The organism is Clostridium pacaense (assembly GCF_020709765.2).
Classification (GTDB): Bacteria; Bacillota; Clostridia; order Lachnospirales; family Lachnospiraceae; genus Enterocloster; species Enterocloster hominis.
Map to the genome: position 1 here is coordinate 142,074 of NZ_JAJFEB020000012.1, position 26,918 is coordinate 168,991.

Consider the following 26,918-nt stretch of genomic DNA (forward strand, 5'->3'; position numbering starts at 1 on the left):
CCCTTGATTCTGAAATGTGGATTAATATAATTAAGGGTAGAAGCTGTATTTTTGCCAAAAAATGCGCTAAAACTTTAGAAAATTCATGTAATTTTTACCATTTTCCGAAAAAACATGGAAATTATTTTCCTGCAGTGATATAATAGGGCGATATTATATACAAAGGAGTGATAGTTACATGAAAGATGAAAATGGTTTTAAACCATTTATACCGGCAGATAAGGTGGTTCCGGAGATGACTGGGGTATCCATTATCCTGGGTATACTCCTGGCAGTGCTGTTTGGCGCGGCCAACGCATACCTGGGGCTGCGGGTGGGCATGACCGTATCCGCGTCCATCCCTGCGGCAGTCATATCCATGGGAGTCATTCGCGTCATATTAAAGAGGGATTCCATCCTGGAAAACAATATGGTGCAGACCATTGGCTCGGCAGGCGAATCAGTGGCAGCAGGCGCAATCTTTACCCTGCCCGCCCTGTTCATGTGGATGAGCGAATGGGGTGAGGGGGCGCCGTCCCTGGTTGAGATTTCCCTGATAGCGCTGTGCGGCGGCGTCCTGGGCATACTGTTCATGATACCCCTGCGCCAGGCCCTGATTGTAAAAGAACATGGAACACTTCCGTATCCCGAAGGCACTGCCTGTGCCGAGGTGCTGATTGCAGGGGAACAGGGCGGTTCCAAAGCCGGTGTCGTATTTGCCGGAATGGGGATTGCCGCATTTTATAAGTTCATTGCGGACGGCCTGAAGCTGTTCCCCAGCGATGTGGACTATGATATCCGCAAATACGGCGGCGGCGTGGGCATGTCCGTGCTTCCGGCCCTGGCAGGAGTGGGATATATATGCGGTTCCAAGATTTCCTCCTACATGTTCTCGGGCGGGATCATTTCCTGGCTGATACTGATGCCCATCATCAAGCTGTTCGGAAGCGGCCTTACGGAGCCTTTTGCACCGGCCACCGCATTGATCAGTGATATGAACAGCCAGGCCCTTTGGGGGTCTTATATCCGCTATATCGGCGCAGGAGCCGTGGCGGCCGCTGGTATGATAAGCCTGATTAAGTCCCTTCCCATGATTGCCTCCACCTTTATGGACGCAATGCGGGATTTAAAGGGCGGCCGCCAGACCTCCACCCTCCGTACGGACCAGGATATCCCAATGAACATCGTGCTCATGGGCGTGCTGGCCGCGGTTGTGGTCATCTGGCTGGTGCCGGCTGTTCCCGTAACCTTTGTGGGGGCGCTGCTGATTGCAGTATTCGGTTTCCTGTTCGCAGCTGTTTCCTCACGTCTGGTAGGCCTTGTGGGCTCCTCCAATAACCCGGTGTCCGGTATGGCCATTGCAACCCTGCTGGTATCCTCCCTTGTACTCAAGGCTGTATCCGGTTCAGGCCACGACAGCATGATGGGCGTGATTGCCATCGGCGGCGTCATCTGCGTCATTGCAGCCATTGCGGGCGACACCTCACAGGATTTAAAGACAGGCTTCCTGGTCGGCTCCACGCCCAAGAAGCAGCAGGCTGGTGAGCTTATCGGCGTTGTCTCATCCGCCATTGCCATCGGAGGCGTGCTGTATCTGCTTAACCAGGCATGGGGCTACGGTTCCACCGAGCTTCCTGCTCCTCAGGCCATGATCATGAAGACCGTGGTGGAGGGCGTGATGGACGGCAACCTTCCATGGAATATGATCCTGGCAGGCGCTGCCATCGCTGTTGTGATTGAAATCCTGGGCATCCCCGTAATGCCTGTTGCGGTTGGCCTTTACCTCCCGCTTAGGACCACGTCGGCCATCATGGTGGGCGGCCTGATCCGTCACTGGTATGAAAAGCGCAGGTTTGCAAAGGAAGAGGACAGGAAGGAAGCTATTGACAAGGGCGTCCTCTATACTTCCGGTATGATTGCAGGCGAGGGACTGGTGGGTATCCTGTTGGCCGTGTTCGCCATCGTACCCCTGGCAAGCGCAAGGGGCGGTTTCCTGGCTGATTTCCTGAACCTTTCCGCCATGGACAACGGGCTGGGCGCATTCCTTTCAAGCCCGGCATCCAAGCTTGTATCCCTTGTGGCATTTGCGGTCCTGATGCTGACCATGTTTAAGTTTACAATATGGCATAAAGATAAAAAATAAGACAGCGCTGTCATATCCAAGTGGGGCGCGGGTTAAGAAGGTGCCGGATTCCGGCGCCTTCTGTCCATATCATATAGTGAGTGAAAGGATGGTGCGGGTTTGGGCCGTATAAAGATGAAGGATAAAAACTATCTGGAGCAGATTCCTGTGAGGAATCCCGGTTTCCCATGGAAGGAAAATGAACAGGGAATCGTGACTGTTGACATGGTCCACCGGGGATTTTTTCCAATGCTTGCACAGAAACTGTGGGTCACTCCCAAAGTGAGCCACATTAAACTGGATTGCTTCGGCAGCTTTGTATGGAAGCAGATTGACGGTAACAGGAACCTGATTGAGATTGGCGTCATGGTAAAGGAGGAGTTCGGTGAGAAATGCGAACCGCTGTATGAACGTCTGGCAAAGTATTTTGAAATGCTGAAAAATAATAAGTTTGTTGAATTTAAAAGGTGAGGAAGGGCTGTGCCAAGATTCCTGTTCCGCGGTCCTGTGTTTTTGCAATAAAATATTCTGCACAAATTTGGCAGTTAAAGTAAAAAATGTCTTTGCTAAATATCCTTCTATCAGTTATGATAGAAAAAGAGCTGTAATTGGGAGGATATTTTATGAAGAATATGGAACATTTCCATGAAATGAAATCACTGACAAGGACACAGAAGTTTTGTCTTCTTTCATTGATTCCGGCTTATTTTATTGTCATAGGTCTGGTGGTCCAGCCTTTGCAGGAAATTGTCCCAGGAATTGTGAATATCATCAGGGAACCGGATTTCCTGATAACGGATTATTTTGTTGTTGGCGGCGTTGGGGCTGCTTTGATTAACGCAGGCATGCTGACCCTGATGAGCATCGGGATTATCTACTTTATGGGCATGGATATGGATGGCCATACAATCACTTCCAGCTGCCTGATGTTCGGTTTTTCCCTGTTTGGAAAGAATCTCCTGAATATCTGGGCAATTCTTGCAGGCGTATACCTGTATGCCAAGTACCATAAAACATCCATGAAACGTTATATCTATATCGGCCTGTACGGAACCAGCCTTTCGCCCATCATCACCCAGATGATGCAGGTGGGAAGCCAGCCTCTTGTCATTCGCCTGTTCATAGCGGTCAGCGTGGGAATTGTCATTGGTTTCGTGCTGCCGCCCCTAAGTACCCATGTCCACTATGCGCATAAGGGGTATTCCCTCTATAATGTGGGGTTTGCGGCGGGAATCATTGCCACTGTCATCGTATCTCTGGTTAAGTCCTTTGGCATTGAGGTGGAATCCAGGCTCATATGGTCCACGGGCCATAACACGATGTTCGGGATCCTTCTGTCCGTCCTCTTTGGCGGCATGATTGTATTCGGTGTTGCTGTCAGGGGGAAAGGGCTGTTCGAATCCTATAAAAGGATACTTAAATCCTACGGGATCGGAGGAACCGATTATCTCCGGGATGAGGGCGGGGCCACCACTGTTTTTAATATGGGGATTAACGGCCTGTTTGCAACCTATTTTTCCCTGGCGGTGGGCGGGGATCTGAACGGGCCGACCATCTGCGGGATTTTTACCATTGTGGGTTTCAGTTCCACGGGAAAGCATCTGAGGAACATTGCCCCCATCATGCTGGGGGTCTACCTTGCCAGCTTTACAAAGACATGGGAAATCTATCAGCCATCCCCCATGCTGGCCCTGTTGTTTTCCACCACACTGGCTCCTGTGGCGGGAGAGTTCGGACCGGTGGCAGGTATCATAGCGGGCTTCCTTCACTCGTCCGTGGCGCTGAACGTGGGGATTGTTTACGGCGGCATGAACCTGTACAACAACGGGTATGCAGGAGGTATCGTAGCCATTTTCATGGTGCCGGTGGTCCAGTCCATCCGGGACAGGAGGGCGCGGGCCAGAGGAGGGTTATCCCTGTAATAGGAAACAATATAAAACAAGAAACGTGTCCTGTGGCTGTCTTTTTGTGGCAGCCATGGGACACGTTTCTATTTCTTTCTATGTCAGACCATCAGGAGTTCCAATACCAAAACAGCGGCGCACCCTGCCAGGGATACCTGGAACAGGCTTTTCCCCCTGTAGGCCAGGATGATTGCAACGGCCAGGGCGGCTGCGCCTGACCACAGGGAGGCCGTGGCGTGAAGGATGGCCGGGAAGGTCATGACGGACAGGGTTACGTAGGGGACATAGTAAAGAAAGGATTTTATATAAACATTTCTGATTTCCTTTTTTATCAATGTCAGGGGCAGCAGACGTATCAGGTAAGTGACGCCTGCCATGACCAGGATATAAAGATATACATTACGGTTCATCTGCCTGTTCCTCCTTTAATGGGAATAGGATTGCGGCTGCGCCTGCAATCAGGATGGTGAGTATAATGATCTTAAAGCCGGATGATATGTGGTTCAGCGCAGGTATCCGGGTAAACAGCCAGCTGAGCACCATGGATACAAGGATGACGCAGGTAAGGATCCGGTTGCCCTTGGCGGGCGGTATGACCACGGCTAGGAACATGCCGTAAAGGGCCACGTTCAGGGCGCTCAGGAGACGGGCAGGCAGCAGGTCGCCGGAGATTGCGCCTAACAGGGTGCCCAGGGTCCAGCCAGGAACAGCCACGCACATCAGCCCATAGCTGTAAAACGGGCTCAGCATGCCGGGGCGGCACACGGAGACCCCGAATATTTCATCGGTAACGCCATACGATATTAAGAAACGGTGGAAAAAGGGAAGCCCTGCCTTGAGTTTCTGGGACAGGGAACAGGACATCAGGCAGTACCGCAGGTTGATGATCAGCTGGGCAACGGCCATTTCCGCAAAGGGCGCGCCGGCCTGGATGATACCGAGGGCCGCAAACTGCCCCGCGCTTGTAAGGTTGGTAAATGACATGACCACTGCCTGCCAGGTGTTAAGGCCCGCGCCGCTGGCCATGATCCCGAAGGTAAAGGAAACAGCCAGATATCCCAGGCCAATGGGAATGCCGTCCTTTAATCCCGATTTAAACTGTGTTCCATTGCTTTCCATAATTACCCCTCATATGTAGAATGATGTGGCCGGGCTGTGTGGTTCACTGTATGTAAAGCCCCGGCGTCCTTTCCAATTATATCAGGAAAATCCTGGTTGTAAATCGGGTTTTTCATGAAAAACAGGAAATATTGCGGATCAGGCTCTTTCAATTACCTTACAATACCGCGGAGCGCGGGAACCATGAAAGCCTTATAAAGGAAAAAGGGTTTTACTGGAAAATGCTCCTGATTTTTTATGATGGAGGACGGATGTGGATTTGGATACTGGATTGCTGGATAGACAGAAGATGTAAACCAATGAGTGAATAAAGCATGTAAACCAAAATGGTTTACTATATACGAGTGCTTTGGAAAAACTGGAATGAAGGGAGTGAAATTCCTGATATTGGAGAATATAATGTGATATATGCACAAAATGTAACGAGATATTTGTGCAATATATCAGAAAAGTATGGCATTTTGAAAAATCATATTGACAACCATGGCAAATAATACTATACTTCAATCATGAGTAAACCGGTTTACCAAAAACGAGATAATACGGACAGAATAAGAGGGAACAAGCAAAGAATCAGTAAACTGTTTGAGAAGGGAGTAAACAAATGACAGGAATCATTGTAACGGGCCATGGACATTTCCCCACAGGGATATTAAGCGCCATCGCATTGGTGGCAGGAAAGCCGGAGAACACGGCCGGGGTGGACTTTGAGGAGGGATGCAGCTCATCTGATTTAAAGGAGGCCATGAAACTGGCGGTGGAATCCCTTGAAGGGGAGGAAGTCCTGATCCTGGCCGACCTGGTGGGCGGTACGCCATTTAATGTTGCGGCGGCCCTGAAGCAGGAGTATACAGGGAAACGGATAAAGGTCATGGCAGGCGTGAACATGGCATCTCTGGTGGAGGCCGTATTCTCCAGACCCATGTATGGGTTAGACGGGCTGGTGGAGGCCGTGCTCACGGCAGGCAGGGAAGGCATTAAGGATCTGGACGGCCTGGGCAATGATGAGGAAGGGCCGGAGTTTGAAGGCGGCCTGTAAACGGATGTGGTATGATGATAAAAAGATGAGGTGAGAGAGACATGATAAAAAAGATACATGTGGAACCAATCAGGAAAAAGGACAGCTACCTTGGGGGCAGCCTTCTCACCAAAAGGGAGGTGGAGTCTGCCATCGGGGATGTGGTAAGGCAGGTGCGCTGCAATATGAAGTACTTTGGGACAAGGTTCCCGTCTTCCGCGGCAAAGGACCAGACATACGGCATCATTGAAAACATCGAGTGGACCGACGGCTTCTGGACCGGGCTTTTGTGGCTGTGTTACGAGTACACGGGGGACCAGGATTTCAGACGGCTGGCGGAACAGAATGTGTCCTCGTTCCTGAACCGGGTGGAAAAGCGCATTGAACTGGACCACCATGACCTGGGCTTCCTTTACTGCCTGTCCTGTGTGGCAGGGTATAAGCTGACCGGCTCCGGGGATGCCAGGAAGGCGGGCCTCCTGGCAGCGGATAAACTGATGGAGCGTTTCCAGGAAAAGGGCGGTTTCATCCAGGCATGGGGGGAACTGGGGGCCAAGGACAACTACCGGCTGATCATTGACTGCCTGTTGAATATCCCGCTGCTGTACTGGGCCACGGAGGTAACGGGGGACCATACATATAAAGATGCGGCTGTGCGCCACTATGAAACCGCATGCAATCATGTAATCCGCCAGGACGCCTCGGCCTACCATACATTTTATTTTGACCCGGAGACAGGGGAACCCTTAAAGGGCGTTACAAGGCAGGGATACAGCGATGATTCGGCCTGGGCCAGGGGACAGGCCTGGGGGGTATACGGAATCCCCCTGAATTACAGGTATACGAGGGATGACAGCGCCTTTAACCTGTTTGAGGGCATGACCAACTATTTCTTAAACCGTCTGCCTGAGGACGATGTGTGCTACTGGGACCTGATATTCACGGATGGTTCCGGCCAGTCCAGGGATTCGTCGGCAGCAGCCGTGGCCGTGTGCGGCATCCATGAGATGCTTAAGTACCTTCCTGAGGTGCACCCGGACAAGGAGACCTATCAATACGCCATGCACCGCATCCTCCGCTCCCTGATGGAGGGGTACACCAACCCGGATATAAAGGAAGGCGCGCCGGTGCTTCTCCACGGCGTGTACTCCTGGCATTCAGGCAAGGGCGTGGATGAGGGGAATATATGGGGAGACTATTATTATATGGAAGCGCTGATGCGTTTCTACAAAGACTGGAACTTATATTGGTAAGGATAAAAGGAGGAAATCATAATGCCAGTACCGAATATCGTAGCATTCAGAATTGACGAAAGGCTGATCCACGGGCAGGGACAGCTTTGGATTAAGGCCCTGGGGGTCAACACGGTGATTGTGGCCAATGACTCTGCCAGTGAGGACGCCATGCAGCAGACACTGATGAAGGCCGTGGTCCCAAAGACCGTTGCCATGCGCTTCTTCTCCATCCAGCACACCTGTGATGTGATCATGAAGGCGTCCCCCAAGCAGACCATCTTCATCGTGTGCAAGACAACAGAAGACGCCCTTAAGCTGGTGGCAGGAGGCGTTCCCGTGAAGGAAATCAACGTGGGCAACATCCACCATGCCCCAGGCAAGGAAGATATAAGCAAATACATTGCCCTGGGAGAGGAAGACAAGGCGGCCCTCAGGGAGATGCGGGATAAATACAAAATCACATTCAATACGAAAACCACTGCATCCGGCGATGACGGCACTGCAAAAGTGGATTTAAATAAATACTTATAATAAAAAGGGAGAATAAAGGAGGGAATGATCGTGACAATTAGTATGTTTCAATGTTTGCTTATCGGTTTATGGACAGCGTTCTGTCTTGCAGGCATGCTGTTCGGTATCTACACCAACAGGTGTCTTGTGATGGCGGCGGGCGTGGGCCTGATACTGGGGGACCTGCCAACCGGACTTGCCATGGGAGCTGTGGGGGAACTGGCGTTCATGGGCTTTGGCGTGTCCCAGGGCGGTTCCGTGCCGCCTAACCCCATGGGGCCTGGTATCGTGGGAACCATTATCGCCATCACCATGAAGGATTCGGGCATCGATGTGGGTTCTGCCCTGGCCCTTTCATTTCCGTTTGCAGTGGCGTTCCAGTTTGTGATCACAGCCACCTATACGTTTGCCACCACACTGACCAGCTTTGCCTACAAGGCCCTGGATAAAAAGGACTTCAGGGGCTTCCGCATCGCGGCCAATGCGACGGTGTGCATATTCGCAATCGTGGGTTTCATCATTGGGTTCGGAGGCGCATTCAGCTCCGAAGGCCTTTCAAGGATCATTTCCCTGATTCCGGCCTGGCTCAGCGACGGCTTGGGCGTGGCAGGGAAAATGCTTCCGGCCATCGGCTTTGCCATGATCCTCAATGTAATGGCTAAAAAGGAACTGATCCCGTTCGTGCTGCTGGGCTATATTGCAATCGCCTACCTGAACCTTCCGGTCATGGGCGTTGCAGTGATCGGCACCGCAATCGCATTACTTGTATTCTTTCACGCAGGCAAGGGCGCCGGCGGATCTGTAGAAGAAGTGGAGGTTGAATTTGAAGATGGCATCTAATCAGTTGGAGAAAAACGATTATTTAAAAACATCCCTGCGGGCGTATTTCCTGCAGAACGGTTTTAACTACGGCAATTACCAGGGCCTTGGATACGCCAATGTGCTGTATCCCTCCCTTCGCAAGATGTATAAGGACGATGATGACAAGCTTCAGGAAGCATTGAAGGAAAACATTGAGTTCTTCAACACCAACATCCATTTCCTTCCTTTCATAACAAGCCTGCATCTGGTGATGCTGGAGAATAAGACTCCCTCCAGTGAAATCCGCAACATCAAGATGGCGCTTATGGGCCCCCTGGCCGGAATCGGCGATTCACTGGCCCAGTTCTGTCTGGCTCCCCTGTTTGCAACCATCGGCGCCTCCCTGGCCATGGACGGCCTGATCATGGGACCCATCCTGTTCTTTGTGGCCATGAACGTGATCCTTCTGGGGGCAAAGGTGCTTACAGGCATGTGGGGATACAAGCTGGGAACCAACATCATCGCAACCCTCAGCAGCAAGATGGAGCAGATATCCAATGTGGCCAGCATGATCGGCGTAACGGTCATATCCGGCCTGGCCGTGAACTTTGTAAAGATTACCACGCCCATACAGTATGTGGCCAGCATGCCCGGCGACCAGCAGAAGGTAGTGGCAATCCAGGAGATGATTGACGCCATTGCCCCCAGGCTGCTTCCTGTACTGTTCACAGGACTGATATTCTACCTGATTAAGGTGAAGAAGTGGACTACCTACAAGCTGGTTATCTTAACCATCGTGATTGGCGTGGTGCTTTCACTGCTGCACATCATTGCATGATGTGACAATCCATGGACAAAACCCCCGGCAGTTTGATTTGCCTGGGGTTTTGTCCGTATCAGCCGGCCGGACGCCACGGACAGCCGGACGCCACAGACAGCCGGACGCCACGGATGGCTGTGGCTGTCTGACGGCATCCGGCCGCAGGATCATGCCATACCATGAATGAAAACAGGAGGAGGACAACAATGAAACAGGACCGATTCACCGCCCTTAAGGAACGGACCAGCGGATATATACGACAATATGACCCTGCCTTTGTAACGGAATACATGGGACGGCGCTGTCCCTTGGAGGCGGAAAGGGTGATTGCGCAGGCGGACCGCCTTATGGAGCAGACCTTTACCTTTGAGGACAGATGGGATATGGAACCCTGCGCCGCCCCGTACACCCTGAAGGAAATGGTCTGGGATCACAGCCCCAACCAGGACCCGGAATGGATATTCATGCTGAACCGCCATGAATACCTTCATAAACTCCTGCTGGCATACCGCCTCACAGGAAAACAGGCATATATAGGAAAACTGGAATGGTATATGGAACACTGGATGGCATCCAACCCAATCCTTCCCAAGGCCACCCGTTCCATTGACACGGGAATCCGGTGCATGAGCTGGCAGTTCCTTCTGGTCCATCTCATAGGGGAAGGGCTTATGGGACAGCGGCAGGCGGAGAGGATACTGGACAGCATGAGGAGCCAGTTTGCATATATGAGGAATGGATATATTGGAAAATACACCCTCAGCAACTGGGGCCTGCTCCAGACCGCTGCCATCTGCCACGGTTTTTTATGGTTTGGGGAATACCTGCCGGAGGACGGACTTTCTGAGTGGGCGTGGAAGGAACTTGAAGACCAGCTGGCGCTGCAGGTCCTGCCGGATGGTTCCCACTGGGAGCAGTCCATGATGTACCATATGGAGGTGCTGCTGGCCTGCATGAAGCTTCTGGCATACTGGAACGGCGATGTGCCGGAGGAAAGGACATGGCTGCTGGCAAAGACCGTGGAGATGAGCCGGTATGTGATGTACGCGGCCGGGCCTGACCATTGCCAGATTGCCCAGTGTGACAGCGATGTAACGGATGTAAGGGATGTGCTGACAAAAGCAGCCGTATTGACAGGGGACGGGCGGTTCCGGTCTGCCGGATTTGAATCCATGGACCTGGACAGCGCCTGGCTTTTGGGACGGGACGGAATCTGCAGATATGAACGGCAGAAGCCGGTGTGTCCGGAGTCCAAGAACCTGCACGCGGAGGATACGGGAAATGTCTATGTGAGGAGCAGCTGGTCCGAAGACAGTCATTTCACCTATCTTAAGTGCGGCCCCCTGGGCAGCAGCCACGGACATGCGGACATGACCCACATTTCCCTGTATTATAAGGGCAGGCCGTTCCTGGTGGACAGCGGAAGATACTCTTATATGGAAGAAGAACCTCTGCGCCCGGCCCTAAAAAGCGCCCAGGCCCATAATGTGTGCGTGATTGACGGCGAGTCCCATGGGATTCCCAGGGGCGCCTGGGGATATGATTCATACGGGGAATGCCTGAAAACATATTACAGGGAGCAGGGACCGGTGCAGTACTGTGAAATGGCATATCACGGCACCCTGTCATCCGGCCGGAATTACCTTGTCATCCGCCGGGTCCTCATGGCCGACCCGGGTATCTGGCTGATTGTAAACGACATAGGGTGCGGGGGTGGGCATGCACTGCGGGAATATTATCATCTGGATCCCCGCGTGGAGGCATTGCAGGAAGCACATGGCATGGAAGGGGGATGGACCCTGCGTTCCGGGGACACCGGCCTGAACCTGCTGGGCCGGACCGGGTTCATAAAGGAACCGTGTGTGGTATCTGAAACATATAACCAGCTTTCGCCCAGCGCCTGCCTGGTAAAGGAGACGCGGTTCACGGACCGGCATACGGACTGGACCTGCCTGGCCGGGGAGGATGTGGCGATGGGCGGCGTGCCCGTGTATCAGTATGGCAGCCCGGAACCGGTATCCGGATCAGAAGTGGTTTCAAGGACCTTTACCTTATCCTCCGGCGAATCCTGGATCTTCCTCATATGGAACCGGGAAACCTTTAAGGGCGGTAAAATGTATCTCTGCAATGGAATCCCCATATACGGGAAGGCAGCAGTGATTCATTGCAGGAATGGGAATCGCACACTTTACCGATTGAGAAATTAATGGTATAGTTATAAAAGTTATAAATCCTTTGAGCTGGGTGGTGGAGGTCTGTATGAAGAAACTGACAATTAATGAGATTGCTGAACGGGCGGGTGTTTCCAAAACAACGGTATCCTTCTATCTCAATGGCAAGACCAACAAGATGTCCGAGGAGACAAAACAGAGGATACAGCATATCATTAATGAGACAGGATATGAGCCAAGCGCTGCCGCCAGGGCCATGAAAGCCAAGAGCAGCGGGCTTGTGGGCGTAATCCTCGGGGACAGTTCGGATGCCTACTGCGCAAGGGCGTTAAAGGGAATCGAGGATGCGGCAAGCGCCCAGGGATATCAGATCATGATGGGCAACAGCGGCCTTGCCTTCCAGCAGGAAAAGGATTATGTGGAGCGCATGTTAAAGCTGGGCGCGGAAGGTTTCATCATCCAGTCCACCTACCGGTTCGGTATGCTGGCAGGGGATTTGGAGAAAAAGAAGAAGCCCATTGTCTACCTGGATGCAAAACCCTATGACTTTAAGGGAAGATATGTAAAAAGCAATAATTATGACTGTGTCTACCAGGTAATTACCGAGTGCATAAAAAAAGGATATGAGGATTTCCTTATGATATCCGACGGGGAGGCGGCCATCAGCGCGGGCTTTGAGAACACCCAGGGATACAAGGACGCCCTTCAGGACGCGTGCAGGGACGGGGGCACCCAGTATCTGCAGGACGGTATCAAGTCGGCCCAGGTATATGAAATGCTGAAGGAAAAGGTGGATTTAAACAAAAAGACCCTGATTTACGTGGCCAGCCCGGGCCAGCTTCAGGTGGTGTACCAGGCAATCCGCAACTACCCGGACTATATGGGCCTGTTCCCGGATACCCTGGGCCTGGTCGGCTTTGACGTGGAGGGATGGACCAGGATGACCACGCCCGCCATATCGGCAATCATCACCCCTGCCTATCAGGAGGGGGTCAGGGCCATGGAGGAACTGGTGGATGTGCTGGACGGTAAGAAGCGGGAAGGCGATGTGGTATTTAAGAATATTGTTAAGTGGAGGGAGACAACCCTTTGAATATGCAGCTGTGTGCAGCCGGAAAACCGGTTCCTTAAGCAGCCATGGCTGCTTCCAGGGGCCTGCGGAGCACCGGATACAGCGCGCATGCGATGACCAGTCCTCCGGTGCCCTGAATCAGGTTGGAAGGGACGCTGGCCAGGGCAGCGCCTGGTCCGTAGAGGAAGATTTCACAGAGGAAGTATCCTCCCGCCACCAGCACCATGTCAATCACGCCGCAGGCCGCTACGGCAAGGTAACCGTGCCTTCCCTGGGCGGTAACGCTGTGGTAAAGGTGGCTGCAGGAAAATGCCACCAGCCCTTTTATGACGAATGTAATGGGCACATAAATGAAATACCCGCCTAACAGGTCCGCCATGCAGGAGCCGATCCCGGCTGCTAGGAATGCCTCGGCTGGTCCCATGAAAATCCCGCAGAGGATGACCACCGCGTCGCCGGGGTGGATATAACCGCCGGTGCCGGGGGTGGGGATGCGGATTGACATGGTGGCCACACAGGCCAGGGCTGCAAAGAGTGCGCACATGACAAGTTTTTTGGTTGATAAGCGTTCCATAATACAGATACCTCCTTTTATCTTCTGGGCTGGTTAGGGACGCAGGGGGCGGGGACGGACTGCTGGGCATGCCCCCGGATCCTGTCTGCATCCGCCTTTGCCAGACGTTTGCTGGTACCTACTATAACGGAAAAGTGGACTGAGCAAAATATCCAGTTGATGATATTTTGACCAGTCCACTTTTGCGGTTTTTGGCTTGTTCATCCAACGTCCTGGAGCAGTTTTCAAACATGCCCTAGGCGGGACATCCGTCCCGGAACCATTGCTCCATATCTCCCGGCGCCGCGAAACGGCAGGTGGAAGGGATGCCTTCGGGATCATGGCAGCCCCACAGGGCCAGAGCGCTGTCCGTTCCCGCTGCCAGGGCGCATTCCATGTCGTAGACGCTGTCCCCCACATAGAGCACCTGGGACGGCCTCACATCATTCATCCACATATATGCATTCATGGGTTCGGGGCCAGGTTTGTGATGGACCGTGTCATCTGCCGTGACGGTACATTGAAAATATCCGGCAATCCCAAATGGGACGAAGGTGCTCTCATATTGGCTGGCGGTCTTGGAGGTTATGATGCCCAGGTCATAACCTTCGTTTTTAAGATATTTTAACAGGGGGCGGATGCCTTCGTAGACATAGGCTGTGTGCTGATAGGAATTCATATACTTTTCCCACAAGGGATAAATCCTGAATATCAGTTCCGGGGACTGGATGCCAAGCATTTCAAATGCCTGCAACCCCGGGATGCCAAGCACCGGCGCCAGCTTCCCCACCTCCCGGTGCTCCCCGGTCACTTCCCTGAGGGCTTTCTGCAGGCTGTGGAGTACGGCGGCCGTGGTATCAATAAGCGTGTTGTCAATATCGAATACAATATGTGAATATCTCATGGAAACCTCCTTAAGTGAAAAATGTTGTGGATGGGTCAGGCCGGATTTACTCAGGAATGCCTGCGGGCCACGGCAAACAGTCCGTTTTCATAGTCTTCCTGGTAACTGTTAGACAGTTCGATGGCAGGAAGGGCCTTGGCCGGGATAAGGCCGGCGCAGCCGCGCCGGATATGGTCCAGCTTCCCTTCCAGAAGAGGGTGCCGGTAAAGGACAATCATGGCCGGGTTGACGGTAAAGGTATAAATCTGGATCAGCCTGATATAAAGCTCCGTCACATCCATGGTCCGCGGGTTTCGCCTCAATTCTTCCCAATACGGTTCCATGAAGGGAAGGAAGGCTGGCTCGCAAAAACCGGAAGTACCGGCCCAAAGCCGGTTGTCTATCACCATGCCTCCGCCCATGCCGCAGCTGCCCATGTACAGCGTGATAAGGGAATTGGCCCTGAAGCGGTAGCTGTTCCAGCATCCCATGGTCAGATAGTTCATATCGTTATCCAATACCACGGGAACCGGGGTGACGGACTTAAAATGTTCAATCAGGTTAATGCCGTGCAGACATGGGAACGCTTCGGATTCCTCCACCATGCCGCGGCTGACCAGGGCTGCGATTCCCACTGCTGCGGCCTTGAGCCGTTGGTGGCGCCCTGCAATGTCAAGGATAAGACGGTCCAGCTTCTCAAGGGAAAATACCTGGAATGAAACCTCTGCCTGTTCCACCGGTTCCTCATCCAGGTTCTTAAGGCTCCACCGCATCCGTCCCTCCTCCACCTGTATCAGAAGATAGAGGCGGTAATCCGGGTTCAGCTGATAGTAACAGGCGCACCTTCCGCCGGTGGAGGTGCCGGTACCCTGGGCGAGGACCTCGCCGCCGGCGCAGAGTTCTTCCAGCAGGCGGGTAACCGTGGGGAAGCTTAGGCCCAGCTGCCTGGCAATCTGGCTTTTTGAGACGGAACCTTCCTGTTCCATGAATGTCCGGATCCGGTCTGTGTTGATCTGTTTGATTGATACGGGATCTTCTGTTTTCATCATAACCCCCTTATTATTGGAGATATTAATATACTTTTTAATATTATATTAATAAGTTAATTCCATTAAATCACAAAATGCCAGGAATGTCAACTGTCTGTTGAAATATTTCCGCTGCCAGTTGTGCTGTTTCTGATGTCAGGCCCGGCCCGGCGGGGCTGAAAGTCTTGACAAATAAAACGGGAACGTATATTGTTACAGGGATAGTGGACAAAAGAGTGGAGGCGGACAGACGTGGAAAATCTGATATTCAGCTTGAATGCAACAATCCCGGTTTTTATACTGATGGTGCTGGGGGTATTATTCAGGAAGGCGGGGCTGATGGACAGCCGTTTTGTGGACCAGATGAACCAGTTCGTGTTTAAGGCGGCGCTTCCGGTCCTGCTGTTTGAAGACCTGGCCAATTCTGATTTTTTCCATGTATGGGATACCGGATTCGTGCTGTTCTGCTTCGGGGTTACCCTGATTGGGATCCTGCTGGCAGCATGCATTTCCATGACCCTTAAGGACAAGGGGCTTAGGGGGGAGTTCATCCAGGCATCCTACCGCAGCAGCGCGGCCCTTCTGGGGATTGCGTTCATTAAGAATATTTACGGAAATGCAGGCATGGCCCCGCTTATGATTATTGGAAGCGTACCACTTTACAATGTGATGGCGGTCCTGGTGCTGTCCTTTACAAGGCCGGGTCAGGGGAAAATGGACGGACAGGCCCTAAGAGGCACCATCCGGGGCGTCTGCACAAACCCGATCATCCTTGGGATCCTGGCCGGGATGCTGTGGTCCGTGCTGGGTATCCCACAGCCTGCCATCATGGAAAAGACCGTGTCGAGCCTATCGGCCGTGGCCACGCCCCTGGGTCTTATGGCCATGGGCGCGTCGTTTAACTGGGAAAAGGCCGGAAAGGCCATGGGGCCGGCCCTCTGTGCGTCGGCCATCAAGCTCCTTGGGCTGACCGCTGTATTCCTCCCCATAGCTGTCATGGCCGGATTCCGGAACGAACAGCTGGTGGCAATCCTGGTGATGCTGGGGTCTGCCACCACTGTAAGCTGCTTTGTCATGGCGAGGAATATGGGGCATGAAGGGGTCCTTACTTCCAGCATCGTGGCGCTGACCACCTGCGGAAGCGCCTTTACATTGACCTTATGGCTGTATGTCATCCGGTCCATGGGACTTATATGAGGAAGGGGGGACCGTATGAAGGCAAGATTTGAGATTATATTTTCCATGGCTGCGTTTGGCACCATCGCAGTGTTTGTAAGGAACATAGGACTGCCATCCAGGGAGGTGGCCCTGTACCGGGCGGTCATCGCCGCCCTGGCCCTGCTCCTGTGGCAGCTGTGTACCCGCCAGACCGTCAGGTGGCAGGATGTGAAGAAGGAACTGCCCCTGCTGTTCGTGTCGGGGGCAGCCATGAGCGTGAACTGGATCCTGTTGTTTGAAGCCTATAAGTATACCACGGTAGCCATGGCAACCCTGAGTTATTACTTTGCCCCGGTAATCGTGACAGTGGCAAGCACGGTCTTATTCAGGGAAAAGCTGACAGGAAAGCAGATATCCTGCTTTGTCATGTCCACCCTGGGGCTGGTCATGGTAATCGGGGTCAGCGGCGGGGGCGGCAGCCATGACCTGTTTGGAATCCTCCTGGGACTGGGGGCCGCGGTGTTCTATGCGTCCGTGGTCCTGATTAACAAGAGTATCCGGCACGTATCCGGTCTGAACAGGACCTTCATGCAGTTCCTGGCAGCCGTACTGGTAATGACGCCGTACATATCCATGACAGGAGGTTCCCACCTTGGAAGCCTTGACATCAATGGCGCCGTGAACCTGATGGTGGTGGGGGTGTTCCATACCGGGATCTGTTACTGTATGTATTTTTCCTCCCTCCGGTATCTGAAGGGACAGGAGGCATCCATATTAAGTTACATTGACCCGGTGGTGGCGGTCATCATCTCGGTGGCAGTGCTCCATGAGGCGGTATCGCCCCTTCAGGCCGCCGGAGGCTTCATGATCCTTGGATTTACCGTCTTGAACGAGTGGGACGCAGGCGCCGCGCGCCGCAGATGACAAGGACCTGGCTCTGGAATGGATTTTCAAACACACTCTGGCAGTTCAGTGCGGATTGCTGTTCCAGAGCACGTCGCGGTTGATTGTCTCATAGAACAGCCTGCGTATTTCGTCCGGATCCCTGGTCTGTCCAAGAATCCACATGGTCTTGGTGACCACTGCCTCCAGGGTCATGTCGTAAGCCTCCAGCAGGCCGAATTCCTGCTTGATGTTCCGCCCTACCTCGTATACGGACATATTGCTGCCCTCGTTGGTGACCTGGGTGGTCATGATCACGGTCTTGCCCCGGCCTGTCCAGTGGCCGATGGCCCGGTAGTAATCGCCCTTCTCATAGGAGGGGAGGCCGCCCACGCCAAAGGATTCGATGATGAGCGCGTCAAAGTGTCCGGCCATATAGTCCAGAAGGGACGTGCCCGTGGAGGGGATCAGCTTCATAAGCCCCACGTTGGAATCCAGTTCATGGAAGAACCTGACCGGTTCCGTGCTCCTGTCCTTGTCGTCTAGATAGAATATGATATGGTCCTCCTGTATGACGGCCACATTGGGGAAGTTGATGCTGGAAAATGCATTATAGCTTTTTGTGCGTTCCTTTTTCCCCCTGGTTCCTGCAATGGCCTTTCCGTCAAACACGATATTCACGTCATGCGCCCTGGGGTCTGAGGCAAAGCGCAGGCTGTCGGCCAGGTTGGTCCGGGCGTCCGTGTTTTCCATGTCAATGGGCTTTTGGGAGCCGGTGATGACAATGGGCTTATGGGAATGCTGGATCAGGTAGGACAGGGCGGCTGCTGTATAGGCCATGGTGTCCGTGCCATGGGTTATGACGAACCCGTCATACTGGTCATAATGGGCTTCTATGGCAGACGCAATGGTCAGCCAGTGGGACGGCTGGATGTTGGTGCTGTCGATGTTCAGTATCTGGATGGTATCAATCTGGCAGTAGGTCCTGCTGTCCGGCACGTAAGAAAGGATTTCCTCCGATGTGATGACCGGCTTTAAGCCGCGTTCCGTGCGCTTGCAGGCGATGGTCCCTCCGGTGCCCAGCATGAGAATACGTTTCATGGTCTAGTACCTCTTTTCCTTTGTTTTTCATAGTATATCCCTAAATTAAAAACATATAATAATTAACTGTAACAGGTTTCGTGTCCTGTTTACAATTATATTAAGAATAATATAAATTTACAATCCCTTGATTGCTTTTAGGCATATCTATGATAGAATAGCAGTATAACCAATTTTCTCCAGAGTCACTGTACCTGTTGGCAAACAAACTCTAGGAAGGGGGATTCATATGTCTGTTGCGTGGCTTATAGCATTTGTTGTATTTCTGGTAGTGGAGGGCATGACTGCATCCCTTACCAGCATCTGGTTTGCAGGAGGGGCGCTGGCCGCCCTGGTGGCGCAGGTCTGTGGAGCGTCCTTGCGGCCGCAGCTTGCGGTATTCGTAATTGTCTCATTTGCCCTGTTCATGATGGTCCGTCCGTTTACAACCAGGTATCTTCACCGGAAGAAGACAGATACCAATGTGGACAGCTTTACCGGCCGCAAGGCGGTTGTAAAGGAACGGATTAATAACGAGGCCGGTACCGGCTCCGCCATACTGGCAGGCGAGACCTGGCTTGCCAGGTCGGTCGTGGAGGGCGTGGTATTTGAACCGAATACAGTGGTGGTCATCACGGCTGTCAGCGGCGCCAAGCTGATTGTGAAGGCTGTGGAGCGGGAACATAAGGTGGAGCTGCCGAAGGAGGATGCCTGAAGGGATATATCTGAAGGAATATACCTGAAGGGACATACTTAAAACATAACTAATAATTAACTAAAGGACAACAACTTAAGGAGGAGTAATATGTTTGGTGCAATCGGAGGTTTTCTCGTTTTTATCATCATTGCCGTCATTATCCTGTTCATCCTGTCCACGTGCATCCGCATCGTGCCCCAGGCCCAGGCGCTGGTAGTGGAACGTCTTGGAGCGTATCAGGGGACGTACAGCGTGGGAATCCATTTCCTGATCCCATTTTTTGACCGTGTTGCCAAGAAGGTGAACCTGAAGGAGCAGGTGGAGGACTTCCCGCCCCAGCCCGTCATCACCAAGGATAATGTAACCATGCAGATTGACACGGTGGTGTTCTTCTATATCACGGATCCGAAGCTGTATGCTTACGGCGTGGAGCGGCCGCTGCTGGCTATCGAGAACCTGACAGCCACCACGCTGCGTAACATCATCGGCGACCTGGAGCTGGATGAGACACTGACGTCCAGGGAGACAATCAATGCCAAGATGCAGGAGTCCCTGGACATTGCCACGGACCCGTGGGGCATCAAGGTGACCAGGGTGGAGCTTAAGAATATCATCCCGCCCGCAGCCATCCAGGAAGCCATGGAGAAGCAGATGAAGGCTGAGCGTGAGCGCCGTGAATCCATCCTCCGCGCCGAGGGCGAGAAGAAGTCCATGATCCTTGTGGCCGAAGGTAACAAGGAATCCGCAGTGCTTAATGCAGAAGCAGAGAAGGAAGCGGCCATCCTGCGCGCGGAAGCTGAAAAGGAAAAGAAGATTAAAGAGGCAGAGGGCCAGGCGGAAGCCATCCGTTCCGTACAGCAGGCAACGGCTGACGGTATCCGCTATATCAAGGAAGCAGGAGCGGACAATGCGGTGCTCCAGTTAAAGAGCCTGGAAGCCTTCCAGGCAGCCGCCAATGGGAAGGCTAACAAGATCATCATTCCTTCTGACATCCAGGGGATAGCGGGGCTGGTCAAGTCCATTGCCGAGGTTGCCGCGAAGGACGAAGCCGCAGAATAAATTCCGGTAGACAAAAATGATAATATGATATAAGATGAGAATTGACAGTAGTGCCCATCAGCGTGTTTTGACTGATGGGTGCTATTTTATCTGAAATAAAGAATACGATAGCGTGAGGATGGGTTATGGAGGGAGAAGTCGTAAAAAAGAACCGGATTACGGAAGGGAGCATATTCGGACAGCTGCTGCTGTTCTTTTTCCCCATATTGTTCGGGACGTTTTTCCAGCAGCTTTATAATACGGCGGACGCCATGGTGGTTGGGAGGTTCGTGGGTAAACAGGCCCTGGCCGCGGTTGGCGGCAGCACCAGTACCCTGATCAATCTCCTGGTGGGCTTTTTCGTGGGTCTGTCCAGCGGCGCCACGGTCGTCATATCACAGTTTTACGGCGCCAGGAAGGCGGATAAGGTCCATTGGGCCGTACATACCTCCATTGCGTTTTCCGTAATAGGCGGCATTGTTTTCATGATCATAGGACTGGCAGGGTCCCCATGGGCCCTGGAAGCCATGAAGACGCCTGAGGATGTGATGGGGCATTCGGTTGTCTACATAAGGATTTATTTCCTGGGTATCATAGCGAACCTGATTTATAACATGGGAGCCGGGATACTGCGCGCGGTGGGGGATTCCAGGCGGCCCCTGTATTTCCTCATAGCCAGCTGCCTTACCAATATTGCCCTGGACATACTGCTGGTGGCGGTCCTGCGCATGGGAGTGGCGGGGGCTGCCATTGCCACCATCTCCTCCCAGCTGTTAAGCGCCATCCTGGTGGTGCGCACCCTGATGAGGACCGATGACATGTATAAGCTGGAATGGAACAAGGTCCGCATCGACCGCAGGATGCTTCAGCGGATCGTGCGCATCGGCATACCGGCAGGCATGCAGTCCGTCATGTACAATATCTCCAATGTCATCATTCAGGCCGGCGTGAACACCCTTGGTACGGACAATGTGACGGCCTGGGCTACTTACGGCAAAGTGGACGGCCTGTATTGGATGATGATCAATGCCCTGGGCATATCGGTCACCACCTTTGTGGGCCAGAACTATGGCGCCGGGCGCATGGACCGGGTGCGCAAGGGGGCCGGTGCATGCATGGTGATCGGTGTGGTGCTTACCGCGTCCGTGGGAGTGCTTTTGTATAACGGGGGCCACCTTCTGGTGGAACTGTTCACCACGGACCAGCAGGTGCAGGCCATCAGCATGGACCTGCTGCATTTCATGGTTCCCACCTTCATCACTTACATTGCCATTGAAATCCTTTCGGGCACCCTCAGGGGCGTGGGGGATGCCTGGGTTCCCCTGGTCCTTACCGGAATCGGCGTGTGCGCGGTCAGGGTGCTCTGGATCATGTTCGTACTTCCGAAGTACTACACAATCATCGGGGCAGCCTTCTGTTATCCCCTGACCTGGAGCCTGACAACCATTGCCTTTGTGATTTACTACTATTTCTTCAGCAGTCTCAGGCGGTGGGAGGTAAAACCTTTCTTTAAAAGAATCAGGATGTATAGGCGTTCCTGATTGGGGAAGACTTTCTGTATAATGAACAGGAGGTACCCATATGACGACAAGAGAGGTTACATTTGATTCAATAGAGGAAGTAAAAAAATTCGTGAACCAGGTAGAACAGTATCCCGAGGACGTGGATGTGTGCTGCGGGAGCTGCATGGTGGATGGGAAATCCATTCTGGGAATCCTGAGCCTGGGGATACGCAAGAAGCTGAATGTGGTAATACATGACTGATGGGCCATGGTCTGTTGCCATGGTTCACAGGGCTTACAAAAGGGCGGACGTGGGTGTTCAGGCATGCCCCAAGGCCCGTACAGCCAAAAGACGGGGAGCGGTGCTGTCCGCGGGAATGCTTTTGAGGGTTTTCCCGGCGGGGCGCCTTTGGCTCCTGCTTTGATGCAGGAGCCACCCCGTTTTTTTGTTTACAAGAATGGAAGGGGTCCCAAAATCCAAATATAAATCCAAATTTACATCAATGCTTTCATGTGGTACAATAGATTCCATATCTTCAGGAAAGATGAAAGGACGATGACATAAGATGATTCAGGACATTGCGCCGCATACATACGATCCTGTTTTCAGGAATAAGGAACCTGAGGACCAGGATTACGTGCTGCATTATGAGTATAATAAGGTGATGCTTCTCAAACAGGGGGATGGGATGGTCATCCCTTCCTTTGAAGACTTAAAGGAGGAGGCAAAGGAGATTAAGGCTGGGGCACAGTATCTGTTCTCCATTGACGGCAGGGCCTATTACTGTGTGACTGATATGGACGTGCCGGAGTTTGGCGGGTTTAATCTGGAGCCTCTCACTGTTTTCCGCAGCCTGGAACCGTTGCATCAGGCGTTTGCGGGTATTACCGGAAGCCAGCTCTACCGGTGGAGGCAGAGCCGGCAGTTCTGCGGACATTGCGGGACAAGGATGGAACCCAGCGCCAGGGAGCGCGCCATGGTATGCCCGGATTGCGGACAGACAGAGTATCCGAAAATCAGCCCGGCGGTGATTGTCGCCATTACCAACGGCGATAAGCTGCTTATGTCCAGATATGCGAAGGGGGCTTACAGGAATTATGCCCTGATTGCAGGATTCGTGGAGATAGGGGAGACCTTTGAGGACTGTGTGCGCAGGGAAGTCATGGAGGAAGTAGGGCTTAAGGTTAAGAACATACGTTATTATAAAAGCCAGCCATGGGCGTTTTCAGATACGGAAATGATTGGATTCACAGCGGAACTGGACGGTGATGATACCATACGTCTGGAGGAGGAAGAGCTGTGTGAGGCCGGGTGGTTTACAAGGGACGAGATAGTGGAATACGGACCGTATATCAGCGTGGGCCATGAGATGATGAAGGCATTTAAGGACGGCAGGATATAGGAGAGGTATATGCTGCTGGATGATAAGGCTGCAGGACTTCTGCTATAGAGGAAAAGAAAGGATTGTGTGGATGTTATGAATCAGAAGGATTATATCCTGTTTGACCTGGACGGTACCCTGACCGATCCAAAGGAGGGGATAACCAAGTCGGTGCGCCATGCCCTGAACCATTATGGGATCCAGGTGGATGATCTGGACACCCTGACGCCTTTCATAGGGCCTCCGCTGACGGACAGCTATAAGAAGTATTATGGCTTTTCGGATGAGCAGGCATGGGAAGGGGTGCTGGTGTACCGGGAATATTTCAGTGAGAGGGGATGGCATGAGAACAAGGAGTATCCTGGTATTAAGGAAATGCTGGATGCCCTTAAAAAAGCCGGAAAGGTGCTTTTGGTGGCAACCTCCAAGCCTGAGGAGTTTGGCAGGAAGATTCTGGAGTATTTTGGCATGGCGGGATATTTTGATTTCATTGGCGGCGCGGATATGGAAGAGACCAGGGTGCGCAAGGCGGATGTGATCCGGTATGTCCTTGAACAGTATGGGCTTGACAGGACGCCAGAGACCCTGGCCCGCTGCGTGATGGTGGGGGACCGGGAACATGATGTGCTGGGGGCCAGGGAATGCGGCATGGACTGCGTGGGGGTTCTCTATGGATATGGTGACAGGCAGGAGATGGATGGGTGCCGGCCGGCCTGGATTGCGGCCACGGTAGATGAATTAAAGGATTTACTTTTGACATTATAACCTGCACTCATAATAACCATTCCTATTATGCAATTGACAAATAGAACAATGGTTGCTATGATTGAAATTACTATTAAGAAGGTCCACGATAGAAGACATTGTGGAACATAAGGAGGGGCAGTGTTAAAGCTGTCCGCCATGATGAGAGGGTGGGATTATATGGATGACAGAATCGTGTTATCGCTGCTTGTAGACAATACCGCTGGTGTGCTGGCCCGGGTAGCCGGACTTTTCAGCCGCCGTGGTTACAATATTGAAAGTCTGACCGTTGGCGTCACTGCGGACCCGCGGTACTCCAGGATGACCGTGGTCTCACTGGGTGACCAGACTGTTCTGGAGCAGATTAAGAACCAGCTTAATAAACTGGAGGATGTAAGGGATATCAAGGAACTGCAGCCGGACCGTTCCGTGTACAGGGAACTGATGATGGTAAAGGTCAGGGCCAATGCCGCAGACAGACAGTCCGTCAGCGCCATCTCCAGCATTTTCCGCGCAACCATCGTGGATGTGGGCAAGGATTCACTGACCGTCATGCTGACAGGAGACCAGTCCAAGCTGGACGCGTTAATCAACCTGCTTGAAGATTATGAAATCCTGGAGCTGGCCCGAACAGGCCTGACAGGGCTGGAACGCGGCGCCGAGGATATCAGGATGCTTCCGTAAGTTCCCGTGCAAGGGAAAGGGCGGCATGGATGGAATTACATAACTGTTAAGTAAGAGCTTAAGGGGGCGGCCAAGGGCGGACTGAGAGTCGTCGGTTTTGTTGCCTTAACATATACATTTTCAAAGGAATTAAGGAGGATAAGAGCAATGCCAAAGATTTATTATCAGGAAGATTGTAATTTATCATTATTGGAAGGCAAGACCATTGCTGTCATCGGTTACGGCAGCCAGGGACATGCACATGCATTAAACTTAAAGGAGTCAGGCTGCAACGTGATTGTCGGTCTGTATGAGGGGAGCCGTTCCTGGAAAAAGGCTGAAGAGCAGGGATTTGAAGTATATACGGCAGCTGAGGCAACCAAGAAGGCCGATGTCATCATGATCCTGATTAATGACGAGAAGCAGGCAGCCATGTACAAGGAGTCCATCGCTCCGAACCTGCGCCCGGGCATGATGCTGATGTTTGCCCACGGTTTTGCCATCCATTTCGGACAGATTGTTCCGCCTAAGGATGTTGACGTGACCATGATAGCGCCAAAAGCTCCGGGCCACACCGTAAGAAGCGAGTACCAGAGGGGCAGGGGAACCCCATGCCTGATTGCCGTACATCAGGATGCAACAGGCAAGGCAACCGATATGGCGCTGGCTTATGGCCAGGGAATCGGCGGCGCAAGGGCAGGTATCCTGGAGACCACCTTTAAGGTAGAGACTGAGACAGACCTGTTCGGCGAGCAGGCAGTTCTGTGCGGCGGAGTCTGCGCCCTGATGAAGGCTGGTTTCGAGACGCTGGTAGAAGCAGGCTATGCTCCTGAGAACGCATATTTCGAGTGTGTACATGAGATGAAGCTCATTGTCGACCTGATTTATGAGAGCGGTTTTGCCGGCATGAGATATTCCATCTCCAACACGGCTGAGTACGGCGATTATATCACCGGACCGAAGATTGTTACAGATGAAACCAAGAAAGCCATGAAGAAGATCCTGTCCGATATCCAGGACGGTACCTTTGCAAAGGACTGGCTGACAGAGAACCAGGTGGGCTGCCCTCACTTTAACGCCATGAGGAAGAACGAGGCAGACCAGCCGCTTGAAAAGGTTGGATCTGAGCTTAGGAAGCTGTATAGCTGGAATGATACGGATAAGCTTATCAACAACTGATCATACATATAAGGTTAGGCGAAACGGATGTCCACTGAGAGGGGCATCCGTTTTTTACATGTTATCCATTGAATTGTGGGTAAATCCATGCTAATATAACACCATGGATTGTGTCTGCGGAACTTCTTTTCCGCAGGAATTCTAATCATCTGCAATCAGCAGATATCGGGACGCCAGGGCGTTTCAGAAGGCCGGTTCGGCCAAAGATTCAATTTCAGCAGATAAAATATGGGGATAAGGAGGGATGATGCCGCGGGATTGTTGAAAAAAAGCAGTATTTCCATTATAATTGAAGGGAGAAGGAAGGATGGTCAACAAACCACTGCAGTGGCACTGTGCGTTCCAGGCCATATTGCAGATTGAATTGGAGGAGGACCAGGACTGCCTCCAGTTTCTGAAGGAGTATAATCTCACGGAAAAACCTCTGAGGATTGATACGCTGGTGGTAAAAAAGATACCGGGCCAGGCCGTTAGGAAGAATATCGGCCGGATTTTCAGGCAGTATAATGTGATGGAATACAAAGGCCCCGGGGATTATCTTAGCGTCAATGATTTCTATAAGGTGATGGGATATACCGGTGTCCTGCAGTCAAATACAAAACGTGAGCAGGAGATACGGCCGGATGACCTGACCGTATCCTTCATAGGATTCCATTACCCAAGGAAACTGATCGGTTTTTTAAAAGCCCGGTATTCCGCTGGGGTAGAAGAGGTTTTTCCGGGTATTTACTATGTGTCCGGTTTGATGTTCCCCACGCAGGTCGTGGTACAGAATCAGTTGTCAAAGCTGGAAAATATATGGCTGAGCAGACTGTGTGGGAATCTTGGAAGGCAGGATGATATTGAGGTTCTGGCAAAGGAATACAAGGGAAAGGATAAAGATCCCTTGTACAGCGCTGCCATGGATTTGATTGTCCGGGCAAATTGGAATGTATACGAGGAGGGGATTGAAATGTGTGATGCATTGAACGAGTTGTTTGCTGAAAAAATGGAAAAATCAAAACAGGAGTGGAAGGCGGAAGCGAAAGCGGAAGGAAAAGCGGAAGGAAAAGCGGAAGGAAAAGCGGAAGGAATCGCAGAGGCGATTCTGGCATTCCTTGACCATCTGGGGGATGTGCCGGCTGGTTTGAGAAGACATGTGCTGTCCCAGAAGAATCTTGAAGTATTGAATAAATGGTTTGAGATAGCAATAAAGTCAGATACAGTAAGGACTTTCCGGCAGAATACCGGATTATGACGGATACTTTTGCACGCCTTCCTGAATCCGGGAACCCACTGCATCATATTGCCGTCGATGATAAAAAGGGGGTGTTGCAAAAGTAGATGAATAATCTACTGGAGCAGCAGCTCCTTTTCTGTACCAGAAAACAGAAAAGCG

At 52.3% G+C, this 26,918-nt stretch carries 27 protein-coding genes; 21 read left to right on the forward strand and 6 right to left on the reverse strand.

Annotated elements, in window-relative coordinates:
• Positions 1-178 precede the first annotated feature (178 nt).
• From LK536_RS48580 to LK536_RS48590, 3 genes are all read left to right on the forward strand, one after another.
• Positions 179-2,122: an OPT family oligopeptide transporter gene (locus LK536_RS48580; RefSeq protein ID WP_008722938.1), complete on the forward strand. Its 1,944-nt coding sequence runs from the start codon at positions 179-181 to the stop codon at positions 2,120-2,122.
• A gap of 99 nt (positions 2,123-2,221) precedes the next feature.
• Positions 2,222-2,572 carry a PqqD family protein gene (locus LK536_RS48585; protein WP_008722939.1) on the forward strand — a complete coding sequence of 117 codons (351 nt, stop codon included), beginning with the start codon at positions 2,222-2,224 and terminating at the stop codon, positions 2,570-2,572.
• Positions 2,573-2,724: 152 nt separating this feature from the next.
• Positions 2,725-4,023 carry a DUF1576 domain-containing protein gene (locus LK536_RS48590; protein WP_050927340.1) on the forward strand — a complete coding sequence of 433 codons (1,299 nt, stop codon included), beginning with the start codon at positions 2,725-2,727 and terminating at the stop codon, positions 4,021-4,023.
• Positions 4,024-4,106: 83 nt separating this feature from the next.
• Here LK536_RS48590 and LK536_RS48595 read toward each other — a convergent pair whose 3' ends face one another.
• Both LK536_RS48595 and LK536_RS48600 read right to left on the reverse strand, forming a co-directional pair.
• Positions 4,107-4,415: a branched-chain amino acid transport AzlD family protein gene (locus tag LK536_RS48595; protein ID WP_008722943.1), complete on the reverse strand. Its 309-nt coding sequence runs from the start codon at positions 4,413-4,415 to the stop codon at positions 4,107-4,109.
• Positions 4,405-5,124 (reverse strand): AzlC family ABC transporter permease, encoded by a 720-nt coding sequence (locus LK536_RS48600; RefSeq protein ID WP_008722945.1) that lies wholly within the window; start codon positions 5,122-5,124, stop codon positions 4,405-4,407. Before LK536_RS48600 ends, LK536_RS48595 begins: the two co-directional genes overlap by 11 nt.
• 604 nt (positions 5,125-5,728) lie before the next feature.
• Here LK536_RS48600 and LK536_RS48605 point away from each other — a divergent pair.
• From LK536_RS48605 to LK536_RS48635, 7 genes are all read left to right on the forward strand, one after another.
• Positions 5,729-6,163, forward strand: coding sequence for a PTS sugar transporter subunit IIA domain-containing protein (locus tag LK536_RS48605; protein ID WP_025482591.1), 435 nt, complete (start codon positions 5,729-5,731; stop codon positions 6,161-6,163).
• Between the two features lie 41 nt (positions 6,164-6,204).
• The gene (locus LK536_RS48610) at positions 6,205-7,395 is read left to right on the forward strand and encodes a glycoside hydrolase family 88 protein (protein ID WP_227796393.1); all 1,191 of its coding nucleotides are present in this window, start codon (positions 6,205-6,207) and stop codon (positions 7,393-7,395) included.
• Positions 7,396-7,416: 21 nt separating this feature from the next.
• The gene (locus LK536_RS48615) at positions 7,417-7,908 is read left to right on the forward strand and encodes a PTS sugar transporter subunit IIB (RefSeq protein ID WP_008722957.1); all 492 of its coding nucleotides are present in this window, start codon (positions 7,417-7,419) and stop codon (positions 7,906-7,908) included.
• A 24-nt stretch (positions 7,909-7,932) separates the two neighbouring features.
• Positions 7,933-8,727 (forward strand): PTS mannose/fructose/sorbose/N-acetylgalactosamine transporter subunit IIC, encoded by a 795-nt coding sequence (locus tag LK536_RS48620; RefSeq protein ID WP_235712193.1) that lies wholly within the window; start codon positions 7,933-7,935, stop codon positions 8,725-8,727.
• A complete protein-coding gene (locus tag LK536_RS48625; RefSeq protein WP_008722960.1) occupies positions 8,717-9,526 on the forward strand; it encodes a PTS system mannose/fructose/sorbose family transporter subunit IID in 810 nt (269 codons plus the stop codon). Before LK536_RS48620 ends, LK536_RS48625 begins: the two co-directional genes overlap by 11 nt.
• A gap of 188 nt (positions 9,527-9,714) precedes the next feature.
• Positions 9,715-11,715 carry a heparinase II/III family protein gene (locus LK536_RS48630; protein ID WP_227796392.1) on the forward strand — a complete coding sequence of 667 codons (2,001 nt, stop codon included), beginning with the start codon at positions 9,715-9,717 and terminating at the stop codon, positions 11,713-11,715.
• 52 nt (positions 11,716-11,767) lie between these two features.
• Positions 11,768-12,772 (forward strand): LacI family DNA-binding transcriptional regulator, encoded by a 1,005-nt coding sequence (locus LK536_RS48635; RefSeq protein WP_008722964.1) that lies wholly within the window; start codon positions 11,768-11,770, stop codon positions 12,770-12,772.
• Between the two features lie 34 nt (positions 12,773-12,806).
• Here the strand turns inward: LK536_RS48635 and LK536_RS48640 are convergent, their stop codons facing one another.
• The 3 genes from LK536_RS48640 to LK536_RS48650 form a co-directional block, all read right to left on the reverse strand.
• Positions 12,807-13,325 (reverse strand): ECF transporter S component, encoded by a 519-nt coding sequence (locus LK536_RS48640; protein WP_235712192.1) that lies wholly within the window; start codon positions 13,323-13,325, stop codon positions 12,807-12,809.
• Positions 13,326-13,560: 235 nt separating this feature from the next.
• Positions 13,561-14,208, reverse strand: a complete 648-nt coding sequence (locus LK536_RS48645; RefSeq protein WP_025482586.1) for an HAD family hydrolase — start codon at positions 14,206-14,208, stop codon at positions 13,561-13,563.
• A gap of 50 nt (positions 14,209-14,258) precedes the next feature.
• On the reverse strand, positions 14,259-15,233 hold the full coding sequence (locus LK536_RS48650) for an ROK family protein (protein ID WP_506092193.1): 975 nt from the start codon (positions 15,231-15,233) through the stop codon (positions 14,259-14,261).
• A gap of 234 nt (positions 15,234-15,467) precedes the next feature.
• Here LK536_RS48650 and LK536_RS48655 point away from each other — a divergent pair, with 234 nt between their 5' ends.
• Both LK536_RS48655 and LK536_RS48660 read left to right on the forward strand, forming a co-directional pair.
• A complete protein-coding gene (locus LK536_RS48655; protein ID WP_227796390.1) occupies positions 15,468-16,412 on the forward strand; it encodes an AEC family transporter in 945 nt (314 codons plus the stop codon).
• Positions 16,413-16,427: 15 nt separating this feature from the next.
• Complete coding sequence (locus LK536_RS48660) at positions 16,428-17,297, forward strand: DMT family transporter (protein WP_227796389.1); 870 nt, start codon at positions 16,428-16,430, stop codon at positions 17,295-17,297.
• A 45-nt stretch (positions 17,298-17,342) separates the two neighbouring features.
• Here the strand turns inward: LK536_RS48660 and LK536_RS48665 are convergent, their stop codons facing one another.
• Positions 17,343-18,356, reverse strand: a complete 1,014-nt coding sequence (locus LK536_RS48665) for an asparaginase (protein ID WP_227796388.1) — start codon at positions 18,354-18,356, stop codon at positions 17,343-17,345.
• Between the two features lie 229 nt (positions 18,357-18,585).
• Between LK536_RS48665 and LK536_RS48670 the strand changes: the two genes are divergently transcribed.
• From LK536_RS48670 to LK536_RS48710, 9 genes are all read left to right on the forward strand, one after another.
• The gene (locus LK536_RS48670) at positions 18,586-19,050 is read left to right on the forward strand and encodes an NfeD family protein (protein ID WP_227796387.1); all 465 of its coding nucleotides are present in this window, start codon (positions 18,586-18,588) and stop codon (positions 19,048-19,050) included.
• Between the two features lie 90 nt (positions 19,051-19,140).
• The gene (locus LK536_RS48675; RefSeq protein ID WP_008722981.1) at positions 19,141-20,091 is read left to right on the forward strand and encodes an SPFH domain-containing protein; all 951 of its coding nucleotides are present in this window, start codon (positions 19,141-19,143) and stop codon (positions 20,089-20,091) included.
• Positions 20,092-20,216: 125 nt separating this feature from the next.
• Positions 20,217-21,611: an MATE family efflux transporter gene (locus LK536_RS48680; protein ID WP_227796386.1), complete on the forward strand. Its 1,395-nt coding sequence runs from the start codon at positions 20,217-20,219 to the stop codon at positions 21,609-21,611.
• A gap of 40 nt (positions 21,612-21,651) precedes the next feature.
• The gene (locus LK536_RS48685; protein WP_008722985.1) at positions 21,652-21,834 is read left to right on the forward strand and encodes an HPr family phosphocarrier protein; all 183 of its coding nucleotides are present in this window, start codon (positions 21,652-21,654) and stop codon (positions 21,832-21,834) included.
• 304 nt (positions 21,835-22,138) lie between these two features.
• Positions 22,139-22,975 (forward strand): NAD(+) diphosphatase, encoded by an 837-nt coding sequence (nudC, locus tag LK536_RS48690; RefSeq protein ID WP_227796385.1) that lies wholly within the window; start codon positions 22,139-22,141, stop codon positions 22,973-22,975.
• A gap of 75 nt (positions 22,976-23,050) precedes the next feature.
• Entirely contained in the window at positions 23,051-23,719 is a 669-nt protein-coding gene (locus LK536_RS48695) for an HAD family hydrolase (RefSeq protein ID WP_008722989.1), read from the forward strand.
• Between the two features lie 159 nt (positions 23,720-23,878).
• On the forward strand, positions 23,879-24,382 hold the full coding sequence (ilvN, locus tag LK536_RS48700; protein ID WP_008722991.1) for an acetolactate synthase small subunit: 504 nt from the start codon (positions 23,879-23,881) through the stop codon (positions 24,380-24,382).
• 147 nt (positions 24,383-24,529) lie between these two features.
• Positions 24,530-25,540 (forward strand): ketol-acid reductoisomerase, encoded by a 1,011-nt coding sequence (gene ilvC / locus LK536_RS48705; RefSeq protein ID WP_008722993.1) that lies wholly within the window; start codon positions 24,530-24,532, stop codon positions 25,538-25,540.
• Between the two features lie 307 nt (positions 25,541-25,847).
• Positions 25,848-26,777: a 3-isopropylmalate dehydrogenase gene (locus tag LK536_RS48710; RefSeq protein WP_227796384.1), complete on the forward strand. Its 930-nt coding sequence runs from the start codon at positions 25,848-25,850 to the stop codon at positions 26,775-26,777.
• Positions 26,778-26,918 lie beyond the last annotated feature (141 nt).